This is a genomic window from Paraburkholderia phenazinium (assembly GCF_900142845.1).
Taxonomy (GTDB): domain Bacteria; phylum Pseudomonadota; class Gammaproteobacteria; order Burkholderiales; family Burkholderiaceae; genus Paraburkholderia; species Paraburkholderia phenazinium_A.
Map to the genome: position 1 here is coordinate 1,813,746 of NZ_FSRU01000001.1, position 17,667 is coordinate 1,831,412.

Genomic DNA, 17,667 nt, shown 5'->3' on the forward strand with positions numbered 1-17,667 from the left:
AAAGTAAATGGTTCAAGCGGGACGCAAAAATGCCGTTAAGCCGTGTGGTGTTATCCCCACCGGGCTGCCGGGAACATGAGTGAAACCCGCTGCCCGCACGCTGCACGTTTATCTTTAGCCCACGAGGAGAAGCATGCCGTTCATTCCGAATCTTCGCCGACGCTTACGCCCTTCGCCTCTCGCCGGCGAATTCGGCGCGACAGAGCGCCAGAGCCCGAGTTTTGGCTACATCGATACGCTGTTCGACTATGGCTCCTACCTGGCCGGCTCGCCCGATGCCCTGGGACGTGTGCCGCCCGCGGCTGCGAACGCCACGATTGCGATTATCGGTGCCGGCATTGCCGGTCTCGTCGCCGCGTACGAACTGCTGCGCGCCGGCGCGGCCAATGTGGTGCTCTTCGAGGCCTCGGATCGCATCGGCGGCCGCGCATGGAGCTCGACCTTTACGGAGTCCGCGCCCGAGTTTCTTGCGGAGCTGGGGGCGATGCGCTTTCCGCCCAGCGAATACAGTCTCTTCCACTATCTTGACCGCTTCGGCATCAAGGCAACGTCGAGCTTTCCCGACCCCGGCGCCGTGCTAACTAATTTGGGGTACCAGGGAAAAACTTATGTGTGGCCCGCACACGGTAATCCACCGGATATGTTCGCGACCGTCAACACCGGTTGGAATGCCTTTATCAGCGAGGGCTTTACGCCGGAAACCGGGCCCGCACTGATCGCGCCGGTGGCGATCACCCAGTTGCTGCGCAGCGGACAAACCGCGGCAGCACGCAATGCGTGGCAGGCGTACATCAATGTCTTCGGCAACGAGAGTTTCTACAGCGCCCTGTGCCGTATCTTTGGCAGCGCCAACCCGCCGGGCGGCACGCGTTGGCGCTACCCGGACGACTATGAGCTGTTCGGCGCGCTCGGCGTCGGTTCAGGCGGTCTGGGGCCGATGTATCCGGTCGCCTTTCTCGAGATCGTGCGCCTCATGGTGGACGAGCTCGAAACCGACCAGTTGTTCATTCCAGCTGGCATCGAATCGCTCGCCCGGGCGTTCTCGACGCAGGTCTTCGAGCGGCGCTCGATCGCGCAACGCGTGATCAGGACGCCGGTTGCGCGGGTCACGCGCGAAGCGGCGGGCGTGAAGCTCTGGCTGGAGGACGGGACGACGCAGTTTGCAGACCGGGTCATTGTGACTGCGAGCACGCGGGCCATGCAGATCGACATGGCGCTGAATGGGCCCGGCACCTCGCTCTCGCCGCAACAGTGCACGGCGATCGACGACGTGCATCTGACGAGTTCGTCAAAGGTGTTCGTGATGACGCAACGCAAGTTCTGGCTCGACGAGAACCTGCCCGCCAACATTCAGACCGACACGTTGGTGCGAGGCGTCTACTGTCTCGACTATGCGCCGCAGAACCCCAACTCGCCGGGTGTCGTGCTGCTGAGTTACGCCTGGGAAGACGACGCGATCAAGCAACTGGCGCTGGGCGACAACCGTCGGCGCGTGCAACGGCTGGTGGCGGATCTGGCGCAGACGAACGCGGCGTTTGCCCGCCATGTCGTGCCGATCGGTAACGATTACGACCGGTATGTGCGCGTGGTCGACTGGGATCTGGAACGCGGCTACTACGGCGCCTTCAAGCTGAATTTTGCCGGCGGCGATGGCTATAGCCAGCAACTCTTCTTCCAGTTTCAGGCGAGCCGCAATCCGTCGACGGATCCCTCCATTTACCTTGCAGGCGATAGCTGCTCGTTTACCGGTGGGTGGGTCGAAGGGGCGTTGCAGACCGGCGTCAACGCGGTATGCGCGGTAATCCGCAGTCTTGGCGGCGAACTGTTTGGTCCGGCCAATCCGCTCGATAACATGACGCCGCAATACGATTATGGCGGACGTGCCACAAGCCTCGCGGTGCCGGTTGAGTCGTAGCAATCGTTTGCGCCAGAGATTTTTTGCAAAAAAAGACCCGCGCAAGGCGGGTCTCATCTCTCAGGTTTAGCGGCGCCCTATGTCTTAAGTACTGTGTGCAGGTTTCGCCGGGTCCGGTATCTACAATGGATCCGGGACTCCAATCGAATATACCCGATGCATATTCAAGCTTCATCCTCATTTCTGAGGACAAAAAAACGCCAGCTTGCGCTGGCGTGAAAAGTTCTGGCTATTCCGAGGGCCGCCAGAACCTGAGAGAGGGGATGTAACGACAGACGGCTCAGCCCCGGTATGAGCCCGCCTGTCACAAAGGCTGTCAAAGCTATTGAACGAACCGCGATGCCGCCAATAATACTGCTAAATCGTCATCATCACTTTTATTTTGTGTTCGTTTGGAGGCGAGCACAAGCGCGGCGCGCGACGGCAGTGAGAAATCCGCAAGCTGTCAGACCTCACAGCTATGTGCCCCGTTCAATAGATATTATAAATAGACTGCGCGCGTCGGTCGGGACGCAGCACCGGGATAGCCGCTGTGTGTCCCTTGCCAGTCCGTTATACGTCTTGCGCCTCCTGCGCCGGTCAGTGCCGGGCCTTCTATGCGAGGGCGGCTAGATCAGCCCGGTTGCGATCGCTTTCACGACCGCCTGTACCTTATTGGTCGCCGCCAGCTTCGACAACACGTTGTTGACATGAAAATTGACTGTACGCTCGGAGATGCTGAGGATTTTCCCGATTTCGTAAGAGGTCTTTCCCTCGCCGGTCCAGCGCAGCACTTCGCGCTCGCGGGCGGTCAGCGTGATGCCAGTTTCGGGTGCGAGCTTGCCTTGAAGGAACTGGCCCATCCGCATGTGGCAAAGATTCGCGAGCCAGTTTGCGGGCAGCTGCAATTCCTCGACTTCGGCAGACGTCAAGGTGTCCGCGTTGCGCGACATGGTCAGGAGTCCAAACGTACCGTGCGCCGTCCAGCTCGAATGGGCAACGCCGACCTTGATGCCGAAGTCGCGCGCATCGGACCACAGGCGCGGTGCTTCGTCGGACATTGCGCGCGGCCAGGCAATCAGATCGGTGCGACGCATGCCCGCCCGGACAATGGGGTCGATCTCGAGAAAGCCGTTGGCGCGATAGTGGGTCATCCACCCGGGTGGATAGGTATCGAAAATCTTGACCACCGGGTTCGAAACCGGCAAAGGCATGCGAATTCCGTAGCAGCAATATTCGAATCCAAGACGTTCTGCGAAAGCCGTTATTTGCTTAAATAGCTCATATTCGTCGCTCGCAGCGAAAAACTGCTGATAAGCATCCTGAAAGTACGATTCCATTGCGCCCCCGGTTTAACGTCTTATATAGAAGCAAGCCCGTCCAGCTATAACGAAAGGTACAGGCCCGATGACACTCTCCCCATTGCTCTTTCATTCCCCATCGTCCGATGGCTATGTTCGTGTTCCCGAATTCATGCTGGCCCGGTTGACACTGGTCCACGTTTCCTCGGGCATCGACGAGGGCCTGCTGGCGGATCTACGCGCCGATGCGATCGACGCCCTCGATGCTGGCTATACCGAGTGGCAAGGTACGCTCCACCCATTGACCTCGCAGGTAACCGTTGGCTGGGATTGGTATATAGAAGGCACGTCAGGCGCGTTTCTGATCGCCTGGGGCGACGTGAGAAGCAATCTCATGGGTGTTGATGGCTTGGGTACCGACCTTGGAATGGTTTGCACCACAAGGGCGCTCGTACATCGGCTCATGCGCTTGAACTGGTCGCAACCGGTTGCGGCCAACGTCGCGTTCGCCTTGAGAGGGCGGCATCACATGCTTTCCTCGTTTCAACGACACTAGACGTTGCAGCGGCAATGCAAACATTTCAAACGTCTCACCGCTCATTTATAAGCAAAAGGTGTTCGCTTTGCAATCGTAAATTGATGTCAGGGCTGAATATATCAACGAATGAAAATATTCCGCCATAAAGCCCTGTCAACTCTACCAGTTACTGCGCAACCCTGTGCGCGCTCTAATGCGCTCGATAAAAAGCGACCAGGGGTGCATGATGCGGACTTTCATTCACGACGATGGACGGTTACCTGAGGGTGTAGGTAACGCGCTTGCGCAGTACCGGCACGAGATTTTCGTTAAGCAGCTGGGCTGGCGCTTGCCAATGGCCGACGAGCGATTCGAGCGCGACCAGTATGACCGTGACGACACGGTCTATGTGCTCGGGCGCGATGAGGACGGCTCGATTTGCGGTTGCGCGAGGCTCTTGCCGACTACGCAACCCTATCTTCTGCAAGAGTTGTTTCCGTTTTTGCTTGCTGAGGGCATGCCGCCGCCCGAATCATCTGAGGTATGGGAACTCTCCCGCTTCGCGGCCAGCCCGATTGCCGGCGACCAGGCCGAGGGCGGCAATCTCACGTGGTACTTTCGCCCCATGCTGGCTTCGGTCGTGCGCTGCGCCGCGCGCCTCGGCGCACGCCAGATCATTGGCGTGACTTACCTCAGTATGGAGCGGCTATTCCGGCGCATCGGCGTGCATGCACACCGGGCCGGACCGGCGCAATGCATCGACGGCAGAATGGTGGTGGCGTGCTGGATCGATATCGACAGTCAAACGCTATCGGCGCTCGGTATCGAGGCCACGCATGACGCGGCACCGGCACAGATCGTGATGAACGTCGCGCACGAGAAGAGGGCGGCGCATCTTGCCGGAGAACATGAGCCTGCCTGAGCCTGTCTGAACCTGTCCAGGCCCGCTTGAAACCTGCTTGCAACCTGCTGGATCCATCGCAATGAATCCAGCAGGTGCGACGCTGCTTACCCGATGATCTCTCGCGAGATCAACCGGTCACGCCACCGTGATGTACGGGTCCCACCAGTAATAGCCGAACAGTTCCTGGTCCTGGCCATTGGCGGCTAGCGTATACAGGCCGAACGCGAGGCCAAATCCTTCCCGGCCGCTGCTCCTGACTTTCGATTCGAACACGGAGAAGTTCGTCTGCTTCTTAACCGGCGGCAGGCCGTTGCGGCTCGGCGAATCGGCGTTCGGTTGAACCGCGCCATTGCGGATAATCAGGTCTGCACTGAACTGATTGAATACCTGATCGCCCGAAAAGTGCTTGACGTCATACACGATCACGGCGTCATCGGAGTTGTCGTAAATCGACACGCCGGTGAACGCCACGTCGTCGCCGACGTTCGCCCTGAATTCCAGGTCTCCCGTGCCTTGTCCGGAGATGATGCCTCGCGAACCCGTGCACAGCATGTACTGATGGTTGTGATCGATACCGGTAGGATTGTTTTGATCCTTGCTCGGATTGGGATACGTTCTTTTCACGTATTCCGTGTCGATGACTACGAGCACGTTGATGTCTTGTCCGCTCGCTGTTAACACAGTTCCAGCCATGATGAATCCTCCTGTTTCTGCGTTTATCGGTGACTGCGTGGTGACACGTGTTTCACGTGTCACGTGCAATGTCCTCCTATTTTTTAGTTAGCACACCTAGTAAAGTAAACAGGACTGCCGGAGTTCGAAGCAGCACAGCGTGCGAGGCCAAACCCTATGCTATGTCATGATTTTTTGCGCGCGACGTTTTATATAACTGTCACACTGAAGTGATAGGCGTAGTAGCCGAAGAGCGTCTGGTTCTCGCCGTCGTCGGCGAGCGTGTAAAGAGCGAAGGCGAACGTCAGAGGGGCAACGCCAGGCGCTTTGGCGGTCACGGAGAAGTTCGAGAAGTTCGCTTCTTTGCTGACGGGCGGCAAGCCGTTTCGGTCCGGCGAGTCGGGGTTAGGTTCGACAGCGCCCGCCCTTGCGTAGAAGGCCGCTTGAGAGGGTGTGAAGATGTGGCCGTCTGCGGGAGGCGCGAGACTGTAGACGATCACGGCGTCTTGCGAGTTGGCGGAACCGGAGGTGCCCGTGATCGAAACGACATCGTGCACACGCGCGTTGAAGCTTAGCTTGCCGGTTCCCTGGCCGTGGACCTTGCTGCGTGCGTCGGTGCACATCGTAATCGTGTCGTCGTGGCTTAGTGCCTTCGCCAGCGACGGGTCGCGGTTCGGTCCATAGGTCGCGATGATGGTATCGGTATCCACGACGATCAACACGTTGATGTGTTGCTGGACCCGTTGTATTGAAGTGTCGTGTTCCATATACGCTCGATCCGTTCGTTTTCGCCGCGGCGTGGGCAACGCCCCCGTAAAGGGGTGCTTTGATTCTCCTCTCGCGGCTTCCTTTGGATACCTGTCAGAGTCGTCAGGGTGAGCTGGCGCAAGCACGCATCCGTGTTGCATTCTCATTGACCGGGCATCGCGCGTAACAACTGTGCATAACGGTCGAATTAGATTTTTTTTGAAAAAACTTGAATTGTTCTTTATCGACATATTAGTATCACACCCTAACGCGACACTCATCTCGTCCGGACAGACCGGATGAGGCGAAGCAGCCGAATTACTTTCTTGTTGTAAACATAAAAAGACAATAAACGAGGCGTCGAATGCCCGATTGCCGTCGCGCAGTGCCAGCGCGCCGGGCAGTCGGGGGATCGCATCACACGGTGTGTGAAGCGAGCTTCGATGGCGCGGTGGCCGTCATGGATCGAACTTGCCGGGGGGCAAGCGTTACGGGCCCGATCCCATGGCTGTACGGCCCCAAAGCGTCCGCTCAGGCGGGCGCGGTATCAGTGCGCATTTGCTCTTGCAAGTGCACGGGATACGCTCATGCCCATCGAAAAGCTGGTTGTTCCACTGCCGACAGGCTGCAAGGTCTACGTTGAACGTCACGTGTTCAATCCGGACTTTGAAAGTGTCATTCTGATCAACGGCGCACTAGCGACAACTGCGTCGTTTGGACAGACAATCAAATATCTCGGCGAACGCTATAACGCAATTTGCTTCGATTTGCCCTACGCCGGGCAATCCAAAGCGTATAACGCAGGCGAATTCGTCCTGACCAAGGACGATGAAGTCGACATTCTGCTGCACCTGATTGCCGTATTCGAGCCGAGCTTTCTGCTGTCGGTCTCGTGGGGCGGGGTGGCCTCGCTGCTGGCGCTGGCGCGCCGGCAAACCAGCGTGCGAAGGGCGGTGATCGCCTCGTTCTCGCCGCTGCTTAACCGAGCCATGACCGACTACGTGACCTGTGCGCGCGACTACATCGCCGCCGGCGAAAACCTCAAAGCGGCGCAACTGCTGAACGATACCGTGGGCCGCCATTTGCCGCGGATCATGAAGCTGTACAACTACCGCTACCTGTCGACGCTGCCGCGCCGGGAACAGGATCAGGTCGCCTTTCACGTGGACCAGATCCTCGCCATTCGTCCCGAGCAATACCTGCACGAATTCCGCAACATCGACTGCGATCTCAAGTTCATCAACGGCGAGCTGGACGAATACACCACGTCCGCCGACGTGCGAACGCTGGCTGCGCATCTCGCGCGGGCCGAGTTCGCCACGATCGAACAGGCCGGCCATTTCCTCGATCTGGAAGGACGTCATCCGTTGCGCCAGGTTCGCACGGCGATCTTCGACTTCTTCGGCGAGGCGGCGTGTAGCGAGGCGGGCGATGGCTTCGGTTCGTTCGAGGTAGCCGAGCGCTTCGCCGGCGCCCAGGCGGTTACGTAGACGTATCACTCATTCATAACAGGCTGAGCTACCGTGAATATCATTCAAAGCATGGCGATCGTGATTCCGTGGACACTGTGGCTCGTCTACTGGATCGCGACGTCGAAGCAGGTCAAACAGACCGCGCAGCGCGAAACATCGAACTCGCGCACGCTGCAGTCGATCCCGCTGATTGCCGGCGGCGCGCTGATCATTGTGCCGGACCTGACATCGGCGGCATGGGTGCCCGACTGGCAACAACTGCAGGGCCCGCAGTTCGCCGGTTTCGCGGTCCTGCTGGCAGGCCTCGCGTTCTCGGTATGGGCACGCCTGCACCTTGGCACGAACTGGAGTGTCTCGGTCACGCTCAAGGAGGGGCACGAGCTGGTGCGCAGCGGTCCTTACGGTCTGGTTCGTCATCCTATCTATACGGGTTGCCTGATCGCGCTGGCAGGGGCGGTGCTGATCGGCGAGCAATGGCGCTGCGTGGCCGGCCTGCTGCTGATCTTCGCCTCGCTCGCCTACAAGGTGCGCGTCGAGGAAAGCTGGTTGACGCGCTATTTCGGCCCTGCCTACACGCAGTATCGCCGCGAAGTGGCGGCGCTGATTCCCGGCCTTTACTGACGCGCGCCGGATACAGCGCAATGGCCAAAGTCATCATTACCGCGATCGGCTCCGCCGGCGACGTGCATCCGCTGATCGGTATCGGCGCTTCGCTGGCGGCGCGTGGGCACCGGATCGTATTCTGCACGCACGCGCCGTTTGCGGAGCTGGCGGAGCGGCGCGGCTTCCAGTTCGTGCCCATCGGCACGCGTGAAGAATATGCCGCCGCGATGGCCGATCCGGCGCTGTGGCATCCGCGCACCTCGTTTCGAACCTTGTGGAACGTAATCGCACCGACGTTGCGGCCGCATTTCGACACGCTCGCTTCGCTCACCGATGCCGATACGGTGCTGGTCGGCACGCTATGGGCGTTTTCGGCGCGTCTGATGCAGGAGATCCACGGCGTGCCGTTTGTCTCGGTGCAGGTGTCGCCTTCCACGCTGCTGTCGGCTCATGCGCCGCCCACCCATAAGCGCCTGACGATCCCGCGACGCCTGCCGCTCGCGCTCAAGACCGGCTTGTTGAGCATGGTGGAGCATCACGTTCTCGACAAGGTATGCGGGCCGGCCTTGAACGTGCTGCGCCGGGAACTGGGTCTGTTGCCTGCCCGACGCATCATGGGAGAGTGGTTGCATTCGACCGACGGCATCCTGTGCCTCTTCCCCGAGTGGTTTGCGCAACCGCAGCCCGACTGGCCGAAACCTCATCTGCTGGGCGGCTTTCCGCTGTTCAACGACATCGGCACGCAAGCGCCCGATAGCGGCCTCGACGCCTTCCTTGCGGCGGGCGAGCGGCCGCTGGTCTTTACAGCGGGTTCGACGCTGATCGACAACAAGCGTTATGCCAGCACGGTAGAAGAGTCGCTGCGCGAGACCGGGCTGCGCGGCATTCTGCTCACACCGGATGCCGGCACCGCAGATGCGCACGATGCTCAAAGCACGCTGCTCAAACGCCGCTATGTGCCGATGGGGACGCTGTTGCCACGATGCCGCGCGCTGGTTCACCACGGCGGCATCGGTACGGCGGCGCTGGCCTATGCGGCGGGGATTGCGCAGATCGTGACGCCTTTTGCGCATGACCAGTTCGATAACGCCCAGCGCGTTGCCGATAGCGGTTGCGGCATCCGTATCGATGCGCCGGTGAATGGCCGAACGCTCGCGCGTGCGATCGAAAAGGTGCTGGGCAGTCCGTCGATCGCGATTCAATGCGGCCGCATCCAGGACCGTTTGTCGGGCGCCGTGGATGGCTGCGACGCGGCTGCACGATACATCGAGCGTTTCGCGGCGCCGCGTGCGCAGCCCGCGCATGCAACGAGCGCACGCGTCGAACTGGGCGAGGTGCAGCGGGCATGAGCTCATCCTCCACGTCGACGTTGGCAAGCGCAGCGGGCGAGGGCGGCCATCCGTCCGGCGGTGCGTTGCCGGCCATGCGTGGCGCGCGGCTCGCTCTGCTGACCTTTGCGTTATCGCTCGCTACCTTCATCGAGGTATTGGACTCGACGGTCACCAATGTCGCGGTCCCGGCAATCTCGGGCGGTCTCGGCGTGTCGAACAGTCAGGGCACGTGGGTCATCAGTTCCTACTCGGTGGCGGCCGCCATTGCGGTGCCCCTGACCGGCTGGTTGTCGAGGCGGGTAGGCGAAACACGCCTGTTCGTGAGCGCCGTGATCCTGTTCACGTTGACGTCGCTTTTGTGCGGCGTGGCAGGCGACTTCCACCTGCTGGTGATCTGCCGCACGCTGCAAGGCCTGTGTTCCGGGCCGATGGTGCCGCTCTCGCAGACCATCCTGCTGCGCACCTTCCCACCCGACAAGCGGGTCGTGGCCCTCGCCCTGTGGGCGATGACGGTCTTGCTGGCGCCGATCTTCGGGCCGGTTGTCGGCGGCTGGATCATCGACAATTTCTCGTGGCCGTGGATTTTCCTGATCAACCTGCCGATCGGCCTGTTTTCGTTTGCGGTCTGCACGGCGCTATTGCGTCCGACCGGCCGGCCGTCGACGCGCGAGCCGATCGATCTGGTGGGCATCGTGCTGCTCGTAGTCGGCGTCGGCTCGCTGCAGGCCATGCTCGATCTGGGCCATGACGCGGGGTGGTTCGATTCCTCGCTGATTCTTGGCTTGGCGATCGCGGCTGCGCTCGCGATCGGCTCCCTGCTGATCTGGGAGGCGGGCGAGGCGCACCCGGTTGTCGATCTGAGCCTGTTCCGGGATCGAACCTTTTCGTTCTGCGTACTGATCATCTCGCTGGGCATGATGAGTTTTTCGGTCGTGGGCGTGATTTTTCCGCTCTGGTTGCAGGCGGTGATGGGCTACACCGCCTATCACGCGGGACTGGCCACCGCGCCGCTCGGCATTCTGGCGCTGGTGTTTTCGATTCTGGTGGGGCTGTTCTCGGCACGCTTCGATGCGCGCGTCCTGGCAACTTCTGGATTTCTCGTATTCGCGGGCGTGCTGTGGTGGGATGCACATTTCACGCTGACGATGACGTTCACGCAGATCATTACGCCAGGACTGATTCAGGGCATCGGCCTGCCGTGCTTCTTCATTCCACTCACGGCCGCGACGCTGTCGCGCGTGCCGGACGAGAAACTGGCGGCGGCCTCGAGCCTGTCGAACTTCCTGCGCACGCTATCGGCGGCATTCGGGACCGCGATGAGCGTGACCTTGTGGGACAACCGGGCGAGTTACCACTACGACACGGTTGCGCAATCGGTCACTCAGGCATCCGCCAATACGCAGCGCTTTGTGCAGGCGCTGCATGGGATGGGCGTGAGCGGCACGCGCGAACTCACGACGCTGCATCAGATCGTGCAGCAGCAGGCGTACATGATGGCCACGGGCGACATGTTCTTCATGGCGAGCGTCACGTGCCTGGTGCTGGCCGCGATGATGTGGTTGACACGTCCCAGACGCGGCGCGGCCGCGACGCTGGGTCACTGAGCCGACGATGGAGCGAATGCGATGACGACCCTTGGCGCACTGGTGGTTCTGTTTCATCCGACGGCCGACGAACTCGCGCGGGTGGTCGCCTTGCGCGAGCGTTGCGACGGCCTTACGGTGGTCGATAACTCGCCGCAAGTGAATCCGGCGGTCGCCGCGCAACTGGCGGCGCACGACATCACGCTGCTGTACAACGGCAATCGCAACGGCATCGCGGGTGCGCTCAATGGTGGACTAGCCAGCCAGTTCGAGCAGGGCATGGATGCGGTGGCCCTGTTCGATCAGGACTCCGTGGTGCCGGCCGGCTATTTTCCGGCGATGCGCGACACGTGCGCCGCGCTCGGCACGGGGGCATTCATGGCCGGACCGCGCATCTTCGATGAAAACGATCAGCGCTTCCTGCCCGAACTGGCGAGCGACGGTCTCACGGTGCAACGTCTCAAGCTGCACGAAGGCGTCGCACCGCAACGCTGCGCCTTTCTGATTTCTTCGGGCTGCCTGGTTTCGCGCAAGGCCTTCGAGACGCTGGGCCGCTTCGACGAAGCGTTGTTTATCGATCACGTCGATACTGAATACTGCTTGCGCGCCCTGGCGCGTAACGTCCCGCTATACGTCGTACCGTCGTTGATCCTCTCGCACAGGATCGGCGAGCGACGTCGCCATAAGCTGGGTCCGTTCCATATGACCGCGACGCATCATCCGTGGTATCGGCGCTATTACAGCGCCCGCAATGCGATGCAGCTCGGACTGCAGTACGGCATGCGCTTCCCGGTCGCGATCGTGCCGAACCTGCTGACACTTTGGCAGATCGTGCAGGTCCTCCTGCTCGAAGAGGACAAGCTCGCCAAGCTCAACGGCATCCTCCTCGGTGTGTCGGATGGTCTGTTCGGACGTCTCGGTCCGCTGGAGCGCACGCGGCCCGCGCTTGCCGCACGCTTTGCACACTCGGCATCCGCTCACAGGACGCAGTACGAATGAGGCACGCTCTTTTAACACGGCTGCTGTGGCCGGTTCCCGCGCTGCTGGTCGCATATACGCTCGCCGGCTGCGTCGACGACGCCGGTTTGCATGCAAGCGTCAAACCGTTGACGCCCGCTGTCGATGCGCTGGTCGCGACGACCGGCACCCAAAACAACGGCACATGGCCCGCGCCCGGCTGGGTCGAGCAGTATCGCGATCCGCAACTCAACCAACTGGTGAGCGAAGCGTTGCAGCAGAATCCGGATATGCAGATCGCCAAGGCCAGAATCGGCGTGGCGCAGTCGCAACTGGAGCAGTTTGCTTCGCTGACGGGCCTCACGGGAACGGCCGGCGCCACGGTGACCAAGGCGCGCTTGCCGCAGCCGCCCAACGTCGCGAATGTGTCGGTCGACGGCCAGACCTTTCCGGTACAGTTGTTCAGCGATCCGACCGCCTCGCCGTCCGCGCTGTTCGCAGGACTGAGCTATCAGTTGGACCTGTGGGGCAAGAATGCCGCCTTGACGCGCGGACTGATATCCGAGCGCGACGCCGAGCGCGTGGACGCGGAAGAGGCGCGGCTCTCGCTGACCGTCGCACTGGTGACGCTGTATTTCGAGCTCGACCGCGCCTTCGCGATGCAGGACAACCTGCGCGAGAAGCAACATGCGAGCGACTACGTCAGCGAGGTGACGCGCGAACGTTTCGCACGCGGTCTCGACAACGCCTACGACGCCGCCGACACAGCACTCAAGCAAAACCGGCTGCTCGCGCAGACCGAGCTCAACGACGAGCGCATCAAGCTCACGCAATTGCAGATCGGGGTGCTGACGGGCCGCGGCGCGGAACGAGGATTGTCGATCCGGCGGCCGCAACTCGCCGACGTCGACGATGCGGCGCTACCTGCACGCCTGCCGGTGGATCTGTTGGGGCGGCGGCCGGATATCGTGGCGGCCCGGCTGCGCGCCGAGGCGGCCGTGGCGAATGTCGATGCGACGCGCGCGCAGTTCTATCCGGACGTCAATCTCGTCGCATTTGCGGGTCTGACGGCGCTCACGCCGGCCTCGCTGTTTACCCGCTCGGCGTTGACCGGCTCGGTCGGGCCGGCAATCTCACTGCCGATCTTCGACCGCAGCCGCCTGCGCGCGAAGTTGGGCGGCGATTTTGCCAGTGTCGATTCGGCTGTTAGTCTGTACAACAAAACAATCGAAGGGGCACTGGGCGAAGTGGCGCAACGCCTGACCTCGCTGCGTACCGTGGATAAGCTGGTGCAGCAGCAGGCGCAGGCCGTCGACGCGGCGACGCGTATCGTGTCGATCGCCGACGAGCGACACCAGCGCGGCATGGTGATGCAAAAGGACGTGATGCTGGCCGACCTGACGCTGCTGGACGAGCGCGCCGAGCAGGTCGACTTGCAGACGCAGCGCCGCGCGTTGCAGGTTGCGTTGATTGGCGCGCTAGGCGGCGGCTTCGACGAGCAGACGCTCGCCGGGCCGCCGATTTCCCATTTCCAGGCTGCTTTTCCATCACACGGCCGCATCACGGATACGCACTTCGACTGAATGTATAACGACATCAAAGAACATACTCAGGCCAGCGAAACCGAGGCTGCCGCCGCGAAGCAAGCCGCCAGACGTGCGACTCGCCGACGGCGGCTCGCGCTTTTTTTAGGGGCTGCGGCAGTAGCGGCGTTGATCGCGCTTGCGTGGTGGGGCTTCACCGCGCGCTTTTACGAGGAAACCGACGACGCCTATGTGGCCGGCAATATCGTGCAGATCGCCGCGCAGATTCCGGGCACGGTGACGGACATCCTCGTATCCAACACGCAGCGCGTGCGGGCTGGACAGAGCCTCGCGAAGCTCGACGATACCGAGGCGGCGGTGGCGTACACCCAGGCCCAGGCGCAGCTTGCGCTCGCGGTGCGGCAGGTCGCCAACGCGACGCTCTCGCGCGGCTCGTACGTGGAGGCGATCAAGGCTCGCCGCGCGGAACTGGCGCTCGCGCAACAGGCATTGGCGGCGCGTGACCACTCCGCGATCGAGATCGTCTCGCCCGAGGAACTGGCGCACGCTCGCGAAACGGTGGCGGTCGCCGAGGCGAATCTCGCTGCGGCGCAGTCGCAGCTCGATGCGGCCCGTGTGCTGGGCGGCGGGCAAGCGCTCGAGGCCAATCCGACGGTGCTCCAGGCCGCCGCGCAACTGCGGCTTGCGTTCCGCAATCTGCAGCGTTCGACGATCGTGTCGCCGGTGGACGGCACAGTGGGGCAGCGCTCGGTGCAAATCGGGCAGCAGGTGGGCCCGGGCGTGCCGCTCATGTCGATCATCCCGCTCGAGCGGTTATGGGTTGAAGCCAATTTCAAGGAAGGGCAGATCCGCCATATGCGGGTCGGCCAGCCGGTGCGCATCGTGTCGGATGTGTATGGATCGCAGGTGGTGTATCGCGGCCGGGTGGAAGGGTTTTCGGCGGGGACGGGTAGCGCGTTTTCGATGCTGCCTTCGCAGAACGCGGCGGGCAACTGGATCAAGGTGGTGCAGCGGGTGCCGATTGTGATTTCTCTCGATGCGGACGAGCTGGCTGCGCATCCGTTGAGATTGGGACTCTCGATGCAGGTGTCGGTGGATACGCATGTGCGCACGGGGGCGCTGATTGGCAATGACGTGCCGCCGCCGGTTCAGCGTACGCGAGTGTATGACGAAGGGGCGGCGGAGGCCGAGGCGGTGATTGCGCGGGTGATTCGGGAGAATGAGGGGAAATAAGCCGGCCCCATCCGGTTTCCGCAGCCGTTACGCCCTCTCCAATACCCCCACCCTCGCCAGGCTTGATTTGTTGAACGGATAGTCATAATATCCATTCCCATGACGCCACCCGCCATTTCGAAGAAGTCCCGCACCGCCAATGCCCGAGGCCGCCCGCGCGAGTTCGACACGCCCACCGTACTCGCGCACGCAAGCGAGGTGTTCTGGCGCCACGGCTACCACGCGACTTCGATCGACGACCTCTGCAAGGCAACCGGCCTGTTGCGCGGCAGCCTGTACGGTGTGTTCGGCGACAAGCACGGCATCATGCTGGCCGCCCTCGATCACTACGCGGACGGTTCGATTGCCCGGCTTGCCGAACGTCTGAACGCGCCGCTGCCGCCCATGGAGGCGCTGCATAGCGCCATTCTGCACTACGCCAAGGCGGCCGCCGCGCTGTCCACGCAACGCAGTTGCCTGATTACCAACACCGCACTGGAAATGCAGTCGGACGACGAGGCGCTGCGCGAGCGCATCGGCTCGATCCAGCGCCGCATGGCCACGCTGCTTGCCGCGGCCGTGATTCGCGGCCAGGCGAGCGGGGCGTTCAGTTCGACGCTCGACGAAAAAGCGGTCAGCAATTTTCTGCTGTGCATTATCCAGGGCCTGCGTGTGCTCGGCCGGGTCGCTCACGAGGAGCGCGAGTTGACCGCCATCGTGGATATCGCGATGCGCGCGCTCGTCTAAATTTTTTTTGCCTAATTGTTGAACAAATAGTCATGAATAGTGAGTGCGCCAAATCCACGCCGGCGGCCTTCGCTGCGCCTGGCCGGGCGACGTCCCACGCCCCACGCCTATGCCCATGCCCATGCCCATGCCTTCCAGTACAGCCTCGCTATTAATGCGCTATTGATGCTGATATGCATCGGACCAAGCATCCTGTTGGTGCGGCATCAGCAACTCGCGGTGCGGCGTGCCAGCTAAATCGTGATAACCCCGCACCATTCCCGGTATTGCACTGCACCGCATTAATGCAGCGCTCCCGCAGTACTGGAAATTCATGGGTGATTGGGCTGTTTATGGATGGTTTTGGCAATAATTGATCAGATAAAAACCATTCAAAGATTCAAATGGATTTCAATGTCTGACAAATTATCCTCCGGCATCTTTTACGCTGGGATATTAGCCGTCGCGTAAATTGTTCCCGCGTCAGGCGTCTGGGAGCGGGCCTGAAACCCCATGAAGCATAGGGGTTTCGCCGTATGAGCATTGTTTCACCCAGTGAGCCGATGACCGAATTCCGATTCCCGTCTGCATGAAAACGGTATCAATAAAAATCGCTTGCAGACCGTAAATTCGATTGTTAATCTTGGCAAACTTTAAAATCTTTTGCCAGCCACCTGTCTGAGACAATGGGTTAAAACACGCCAAGGCCACTTCAACGCTTTAGTCCCGGGGATTGATATGCTGACCGCCACCCTCGATACATTCGATACACCAATCGCGCCGCTGAATGTCGGCGATGTGGTTACGCTCAAGTCGGGCGGCCCGCGCATGACGGTCACCTACTTTGGGCCCGTTGCGTTGACGGCGGGTGACTGGGTGGTTTGCCAATGGTTCGACGAGCATGGCGAACTGCGCCAGGAGATGTTCGAGCAGGAGCACGTCCGGCTCGAACCGCGCTCCATCCCGCCAGGCTCAGTCCACGTGGGCCGTTTCGCGCGCGTTGCCCGTCCCGGCTGACATGCGCCGTTCATTCAGCCGCTCGTGCTCGTGCGGCTCACCCGCTTGAGGTCTCACGCCGCCGGGGGCGCGTCTACGGCTTTGGCCATTTCGGTGGTCGGTGCCCAGCCGAGTCCCGCGTAAAGCGGCCGCCCCTTCTCCGTGGCGTGCAGGATCGCATACGGCAAACCCCGCTCGCTAAACGCCGCCTCCGCCCGATCCATCAGCGCGCGTGCTATGCCGCGCTGCCGGTGGCTCGGCTCCACATACACGTTCAGCACGTAGCCACGCCGGTCCTGTTCCGGGTGCAGCGGATGCGGCGGCCAGTCGATTGCCATCAGGCCGATGCCGGCCACCGGCGTGTCGCCGTCGAGCGTGATAAAGCCGAAATACGAACCGTCGGCGAGGCGCGGCTGCAGCCAGCTCCGAAAGGCCGGCGTCATCTGGTCGAGGACGGCCGGCTCGCGACCGGCCTCACGGAACATCTCATAGCGGTGGCGGCAAATCAGGTCGAGGTCGCCGGCCAGCAGTGGGCGCGTGTGCAGCGTGCCCATGCTTACCGCCGCGCTTCGGTGGCCATGCGCACGGCGAGGCCGGCGAGCACGGTGCCCATCAGCCAGCGCTGCACGAGGATCCACGCGGGCCGCCTGGCGAGAAACACCGCAATCGAACCGGCCATGAGCGCGACCATCGAGTTGACGGTCAGGCTGAGCGCAATCTGCAGCGTCCCCAGCACCAGCGACTGCTCCAGCACATGACCGTGTTGCGGATCGATGAACTGCGGCAGCAGCGACAGATACAGCACCGCAATTTTCGGGTTCAGCAGGTTCGTGACGAAACCCATGGCAAACAGTTTGCGCGGGCTATCGGCCGGCAGGTCGCGCACCTGAAACGGCGAGCGGCCGCCCGGTTTGACGGCTTGCCACGCGAGCCACAGCATATAGAGCGCGCCGCCGAAGCGCAGCGCGTCGTATGCGAACGGCACGGCGAGCAGCAGGGCGGTGATGCCGAGCGCGGCGCTCAACATATAGAAGACGAAGCCGAGCGCCACGCCGCCGAGCGAAATCAGGCCCGCGGTGCGGCCCTGGCAGATCGAGCGCGAGACGAGGTAGAGCATGTTCGGGCCGGGCGTCAGCGCCATTCCGAGCGAGACGAGACCGAAGGTGAGCAGCTTGGCGAGTTCAGGCATGGCGGGGCTCCTTGGAGAT

General features: G+C 61.7%; 17 protein-coding genes. 12 read left to right on the top strand and 5 right to left on the bottom strand.

The window, feature by feature from the left end:
* Positions 1 to 133 precede the first annotated feature (133 nt).
* On the top strand, positions 134 to 1,915 hold the full coding sequence (locus BUS12_RS07975; protein WP_083640293.1) for an NAD(P)/FAD-dependent oxidoreductase: 1,782 nt from the start codon (positions 134 to 136) through the stop codon (positions 1,913 to 1,915).
* 608 nt (positions 1,916 to 2,523) lie between these two features.
* Here the strand turns inward: BUS12_RS07975 and BUS12_RS07980 are convergent.
* A complete protein-coding gene (locus BUS12_RS07980; protein WP_074295196.1) occupies positions 2,524 to 3,234 on the bottom strand; it encodes an autoinducer binding domain-containing protein in 711 nt (236 codons plus the stop codon).
* 67 nt (positions 3,235 to 3,301) lie between these two features.
* On the opposite strand from BUS12_RS07980, the gene BUS12_RS07985 reads away from it, so the two are divergent.
* Complete coding sequence (locus BUS12_RS07985) at positions 3,302 to 3,751, top strand: DUF4902 domain-containing protein (RefSeq protein ID WP_074295197.1); 450 nt, start codon at positions 3,302 to 3,304, stop codon at positions 3,749 to 3,751.
* A gap of 208 nt (positions 3,752 to 3,959) precedes the next feature.
* The gene (locus BUS12_RS07990; RefSeq protein ID WP_074297251.1) at positions 3,960 to 4,634 is read left to right on the top strand and encodes an acyl-homoserine-lactone synthase; all 675 of its coding nucleotides are present in this window, start codon (positions 3,960 to 3,962) and stop codon (positions 4,632 to 4,634) included.
* 117 nt (positions 4,635 to 4,751) lie between these two features.
* Here the strand turns inward: BUS12_RS07990 and BUS12_RS07995 are convergent, their stop codons facing one another.
* Positions 4,752 to 5,309, bottom strand: a complete 558-nt coding sequence (locus BUS12_RS07995) for an inclusion body family protein (protein ID WP_074295198.1) — start codon at positions 5,307 to 5,309, stop codon at positions 4,752 to 4,754.
* Between the two features lie 188 nt (positions 5,310 to 5,497).
* A complete protein-coding gene (locus BUS12_RS08000) occupies positions 5,498 to 6,055 on the bottom strand; it encodes an inclusion body family protein (protein ID WP_074295199.1) in 558 nt (185 codons plus the stop codon).
* A 567-nt stretch (positions 6,056 to 6,622) separates the two neighbouring features.
* On the opposite strand from BUS12_RS08000, the gene BUS12_RS08005 reads away from it, so the two are divergent.
* From BUS12_RS08005 to BUS12_RS08045, 9 genes are all read left to right on the top strand, one after another.
* Positions 6,623 to 7,525 carry an alpha/beta fold hydrolase gene (locus BUS12_RS08005; RefSeq protein ID WP_074295200.1) on the top strand — a complete coding sequence of 301 codons (903 nt, stop codon included), beginning with the start codon at positions 6,623 to 6,625 and terminating at the stop codon, positions 7,523 to 7,525.
* Positions 7,526 to 7,558: 33 nt separating this feature from the next.
* Positions 7,559 to 8,128 (top strand): methyltransferase family protein, encoded by a 570-nt coding sequence (locus tag BUS12_RS08010; protein ID WP_074295201.1) that lies wholly within the window; start codon positions 7,559 to 7,561, stop codon positions 8,126 to 8,128.
* Between the two features lie 20 nt (positions 8,129 to 8,148).
* Positions 8,149 to 9,459, top strand: coding sequence for a nucleotide disphospho-sugar-binding domain-containing protein (locus BUS12_RS08015; protein ID WP_074295202.1), 1,311 nt, complete (start codon positions 8,149 to 8,151; stop codon positions 9,457 to 9,459).
* A gap of 74 nt (positions 9,460 to 9,533) precedes the next feature.
* The gene (locus tag BUS12_RS08020) at positions 9,534 to 11,045 is read left to right on the top strand and encodes a DHA2 family efflux MFS transporter permease subunit (protein ID WP_437123871.1); all 1,512 of its coding nucleotides are present in this window, start codon (positions 9,534 to 9,536) and stop codon (positions 11,043 to 11,045) included.
* 21 nt (positions 11,046 to 11,066) lie between these two features.
* Positions 11,067 to 12,023 carry a glycosyltransferase family 2 protein gene (locus BUS12_RS08025; RefSeq protein ID WP_074295204.1) on the top strand — a complete coding sequence of 319 codons (957 nt, stop codon included), beginning with the start codon at positions 11,067 to 11,069 and terminating at the stop codon, positions 12,021 to 12,023.
* Positions 12,020 to 13,564 (top strand): efflux transporter outer membrane subunit, encoded by a 1,545-nt coding sequence (locus BUS12_RS08030; protein ID WP_074295205.1) that lies wholly within the window; start codon positions 12,020 to 12,022, stop codon positions 13,562 to 13,564. Before BUS12_RS08025 ends, BUS12_RS08030 begins: the two co-directional genes overlap by 4 nt.
* Positions 13,565 to 14,758, top strand: a complete 1,194-nt coding sequence (locus BUS12_RS08035; RefSeq protein WP_074295206.1) for an HlyD/EmrA/EmrK family protein — start codon at positions 13,565 to 13,567, stop codon at positions 14,756 to 14,758.
* A gap of 99 nt (positions 14,759 to 14,857) precedes the next feature.
* The gene (locus BUS12_RS08040; RefSeq protein ID WP_074295207.1) at positions 14,858 to 15,484 is read left to right on the top strand and encodes a TetR/AcrR family transcriptional regulator; all 627 of its coding nucleotides are present in this window, start codon (positions 14,858 to 14,860) and stop codon (positions 15,482 to 15,484) included.
* 717 nt (positions 15,485 to 16,201) lie between these two features.
* Positions 16,202 to 16,480, top strand: coding sequence for a YodC family protein (locus BUS12_RS08045; RefSeq protein ID WP_074295208.1), 279 nt, complete (start codon positions 16,202 to 16,204; stop codon positions 16,478 to 16,480).
* A 53-nt stretch (positions 16,481 to 16,533) separates the two neighbouring features.
* On the opposite strand, the gene BUS12_RS08050 is transcribed toward BUS12_RS08045, so the two are convergent.
* Together BUS12_RS08050 and BUS12_RS08055 are read right to left on the bottom strand one after the other, a co-directional pair.
* Entirely contained in the window at positions 16,534 to 17,013 is a 480-nt protein-coding gene (locus tag BUS12_RS08050) for a GNAT family N-acetyltransferase (RefSeq protein WP_074295209.1), read from the bottom strand.
* 2 nt (positions 17,014 to 17,015) lie between these two features.
* Positions 17,016 to 17,648, bottom strand: a complete 633-nt coding sequence (locus BUS12_RS08055; protein ID WP_074295210.1) for a LysE family translocator — start codon at positions 17,646 to 17,648, stop codon at positions 17,016 to 17,018.
* Between the last annotated feature and the right edge of the window lie 19 nt (positions 17,649 to 17,667).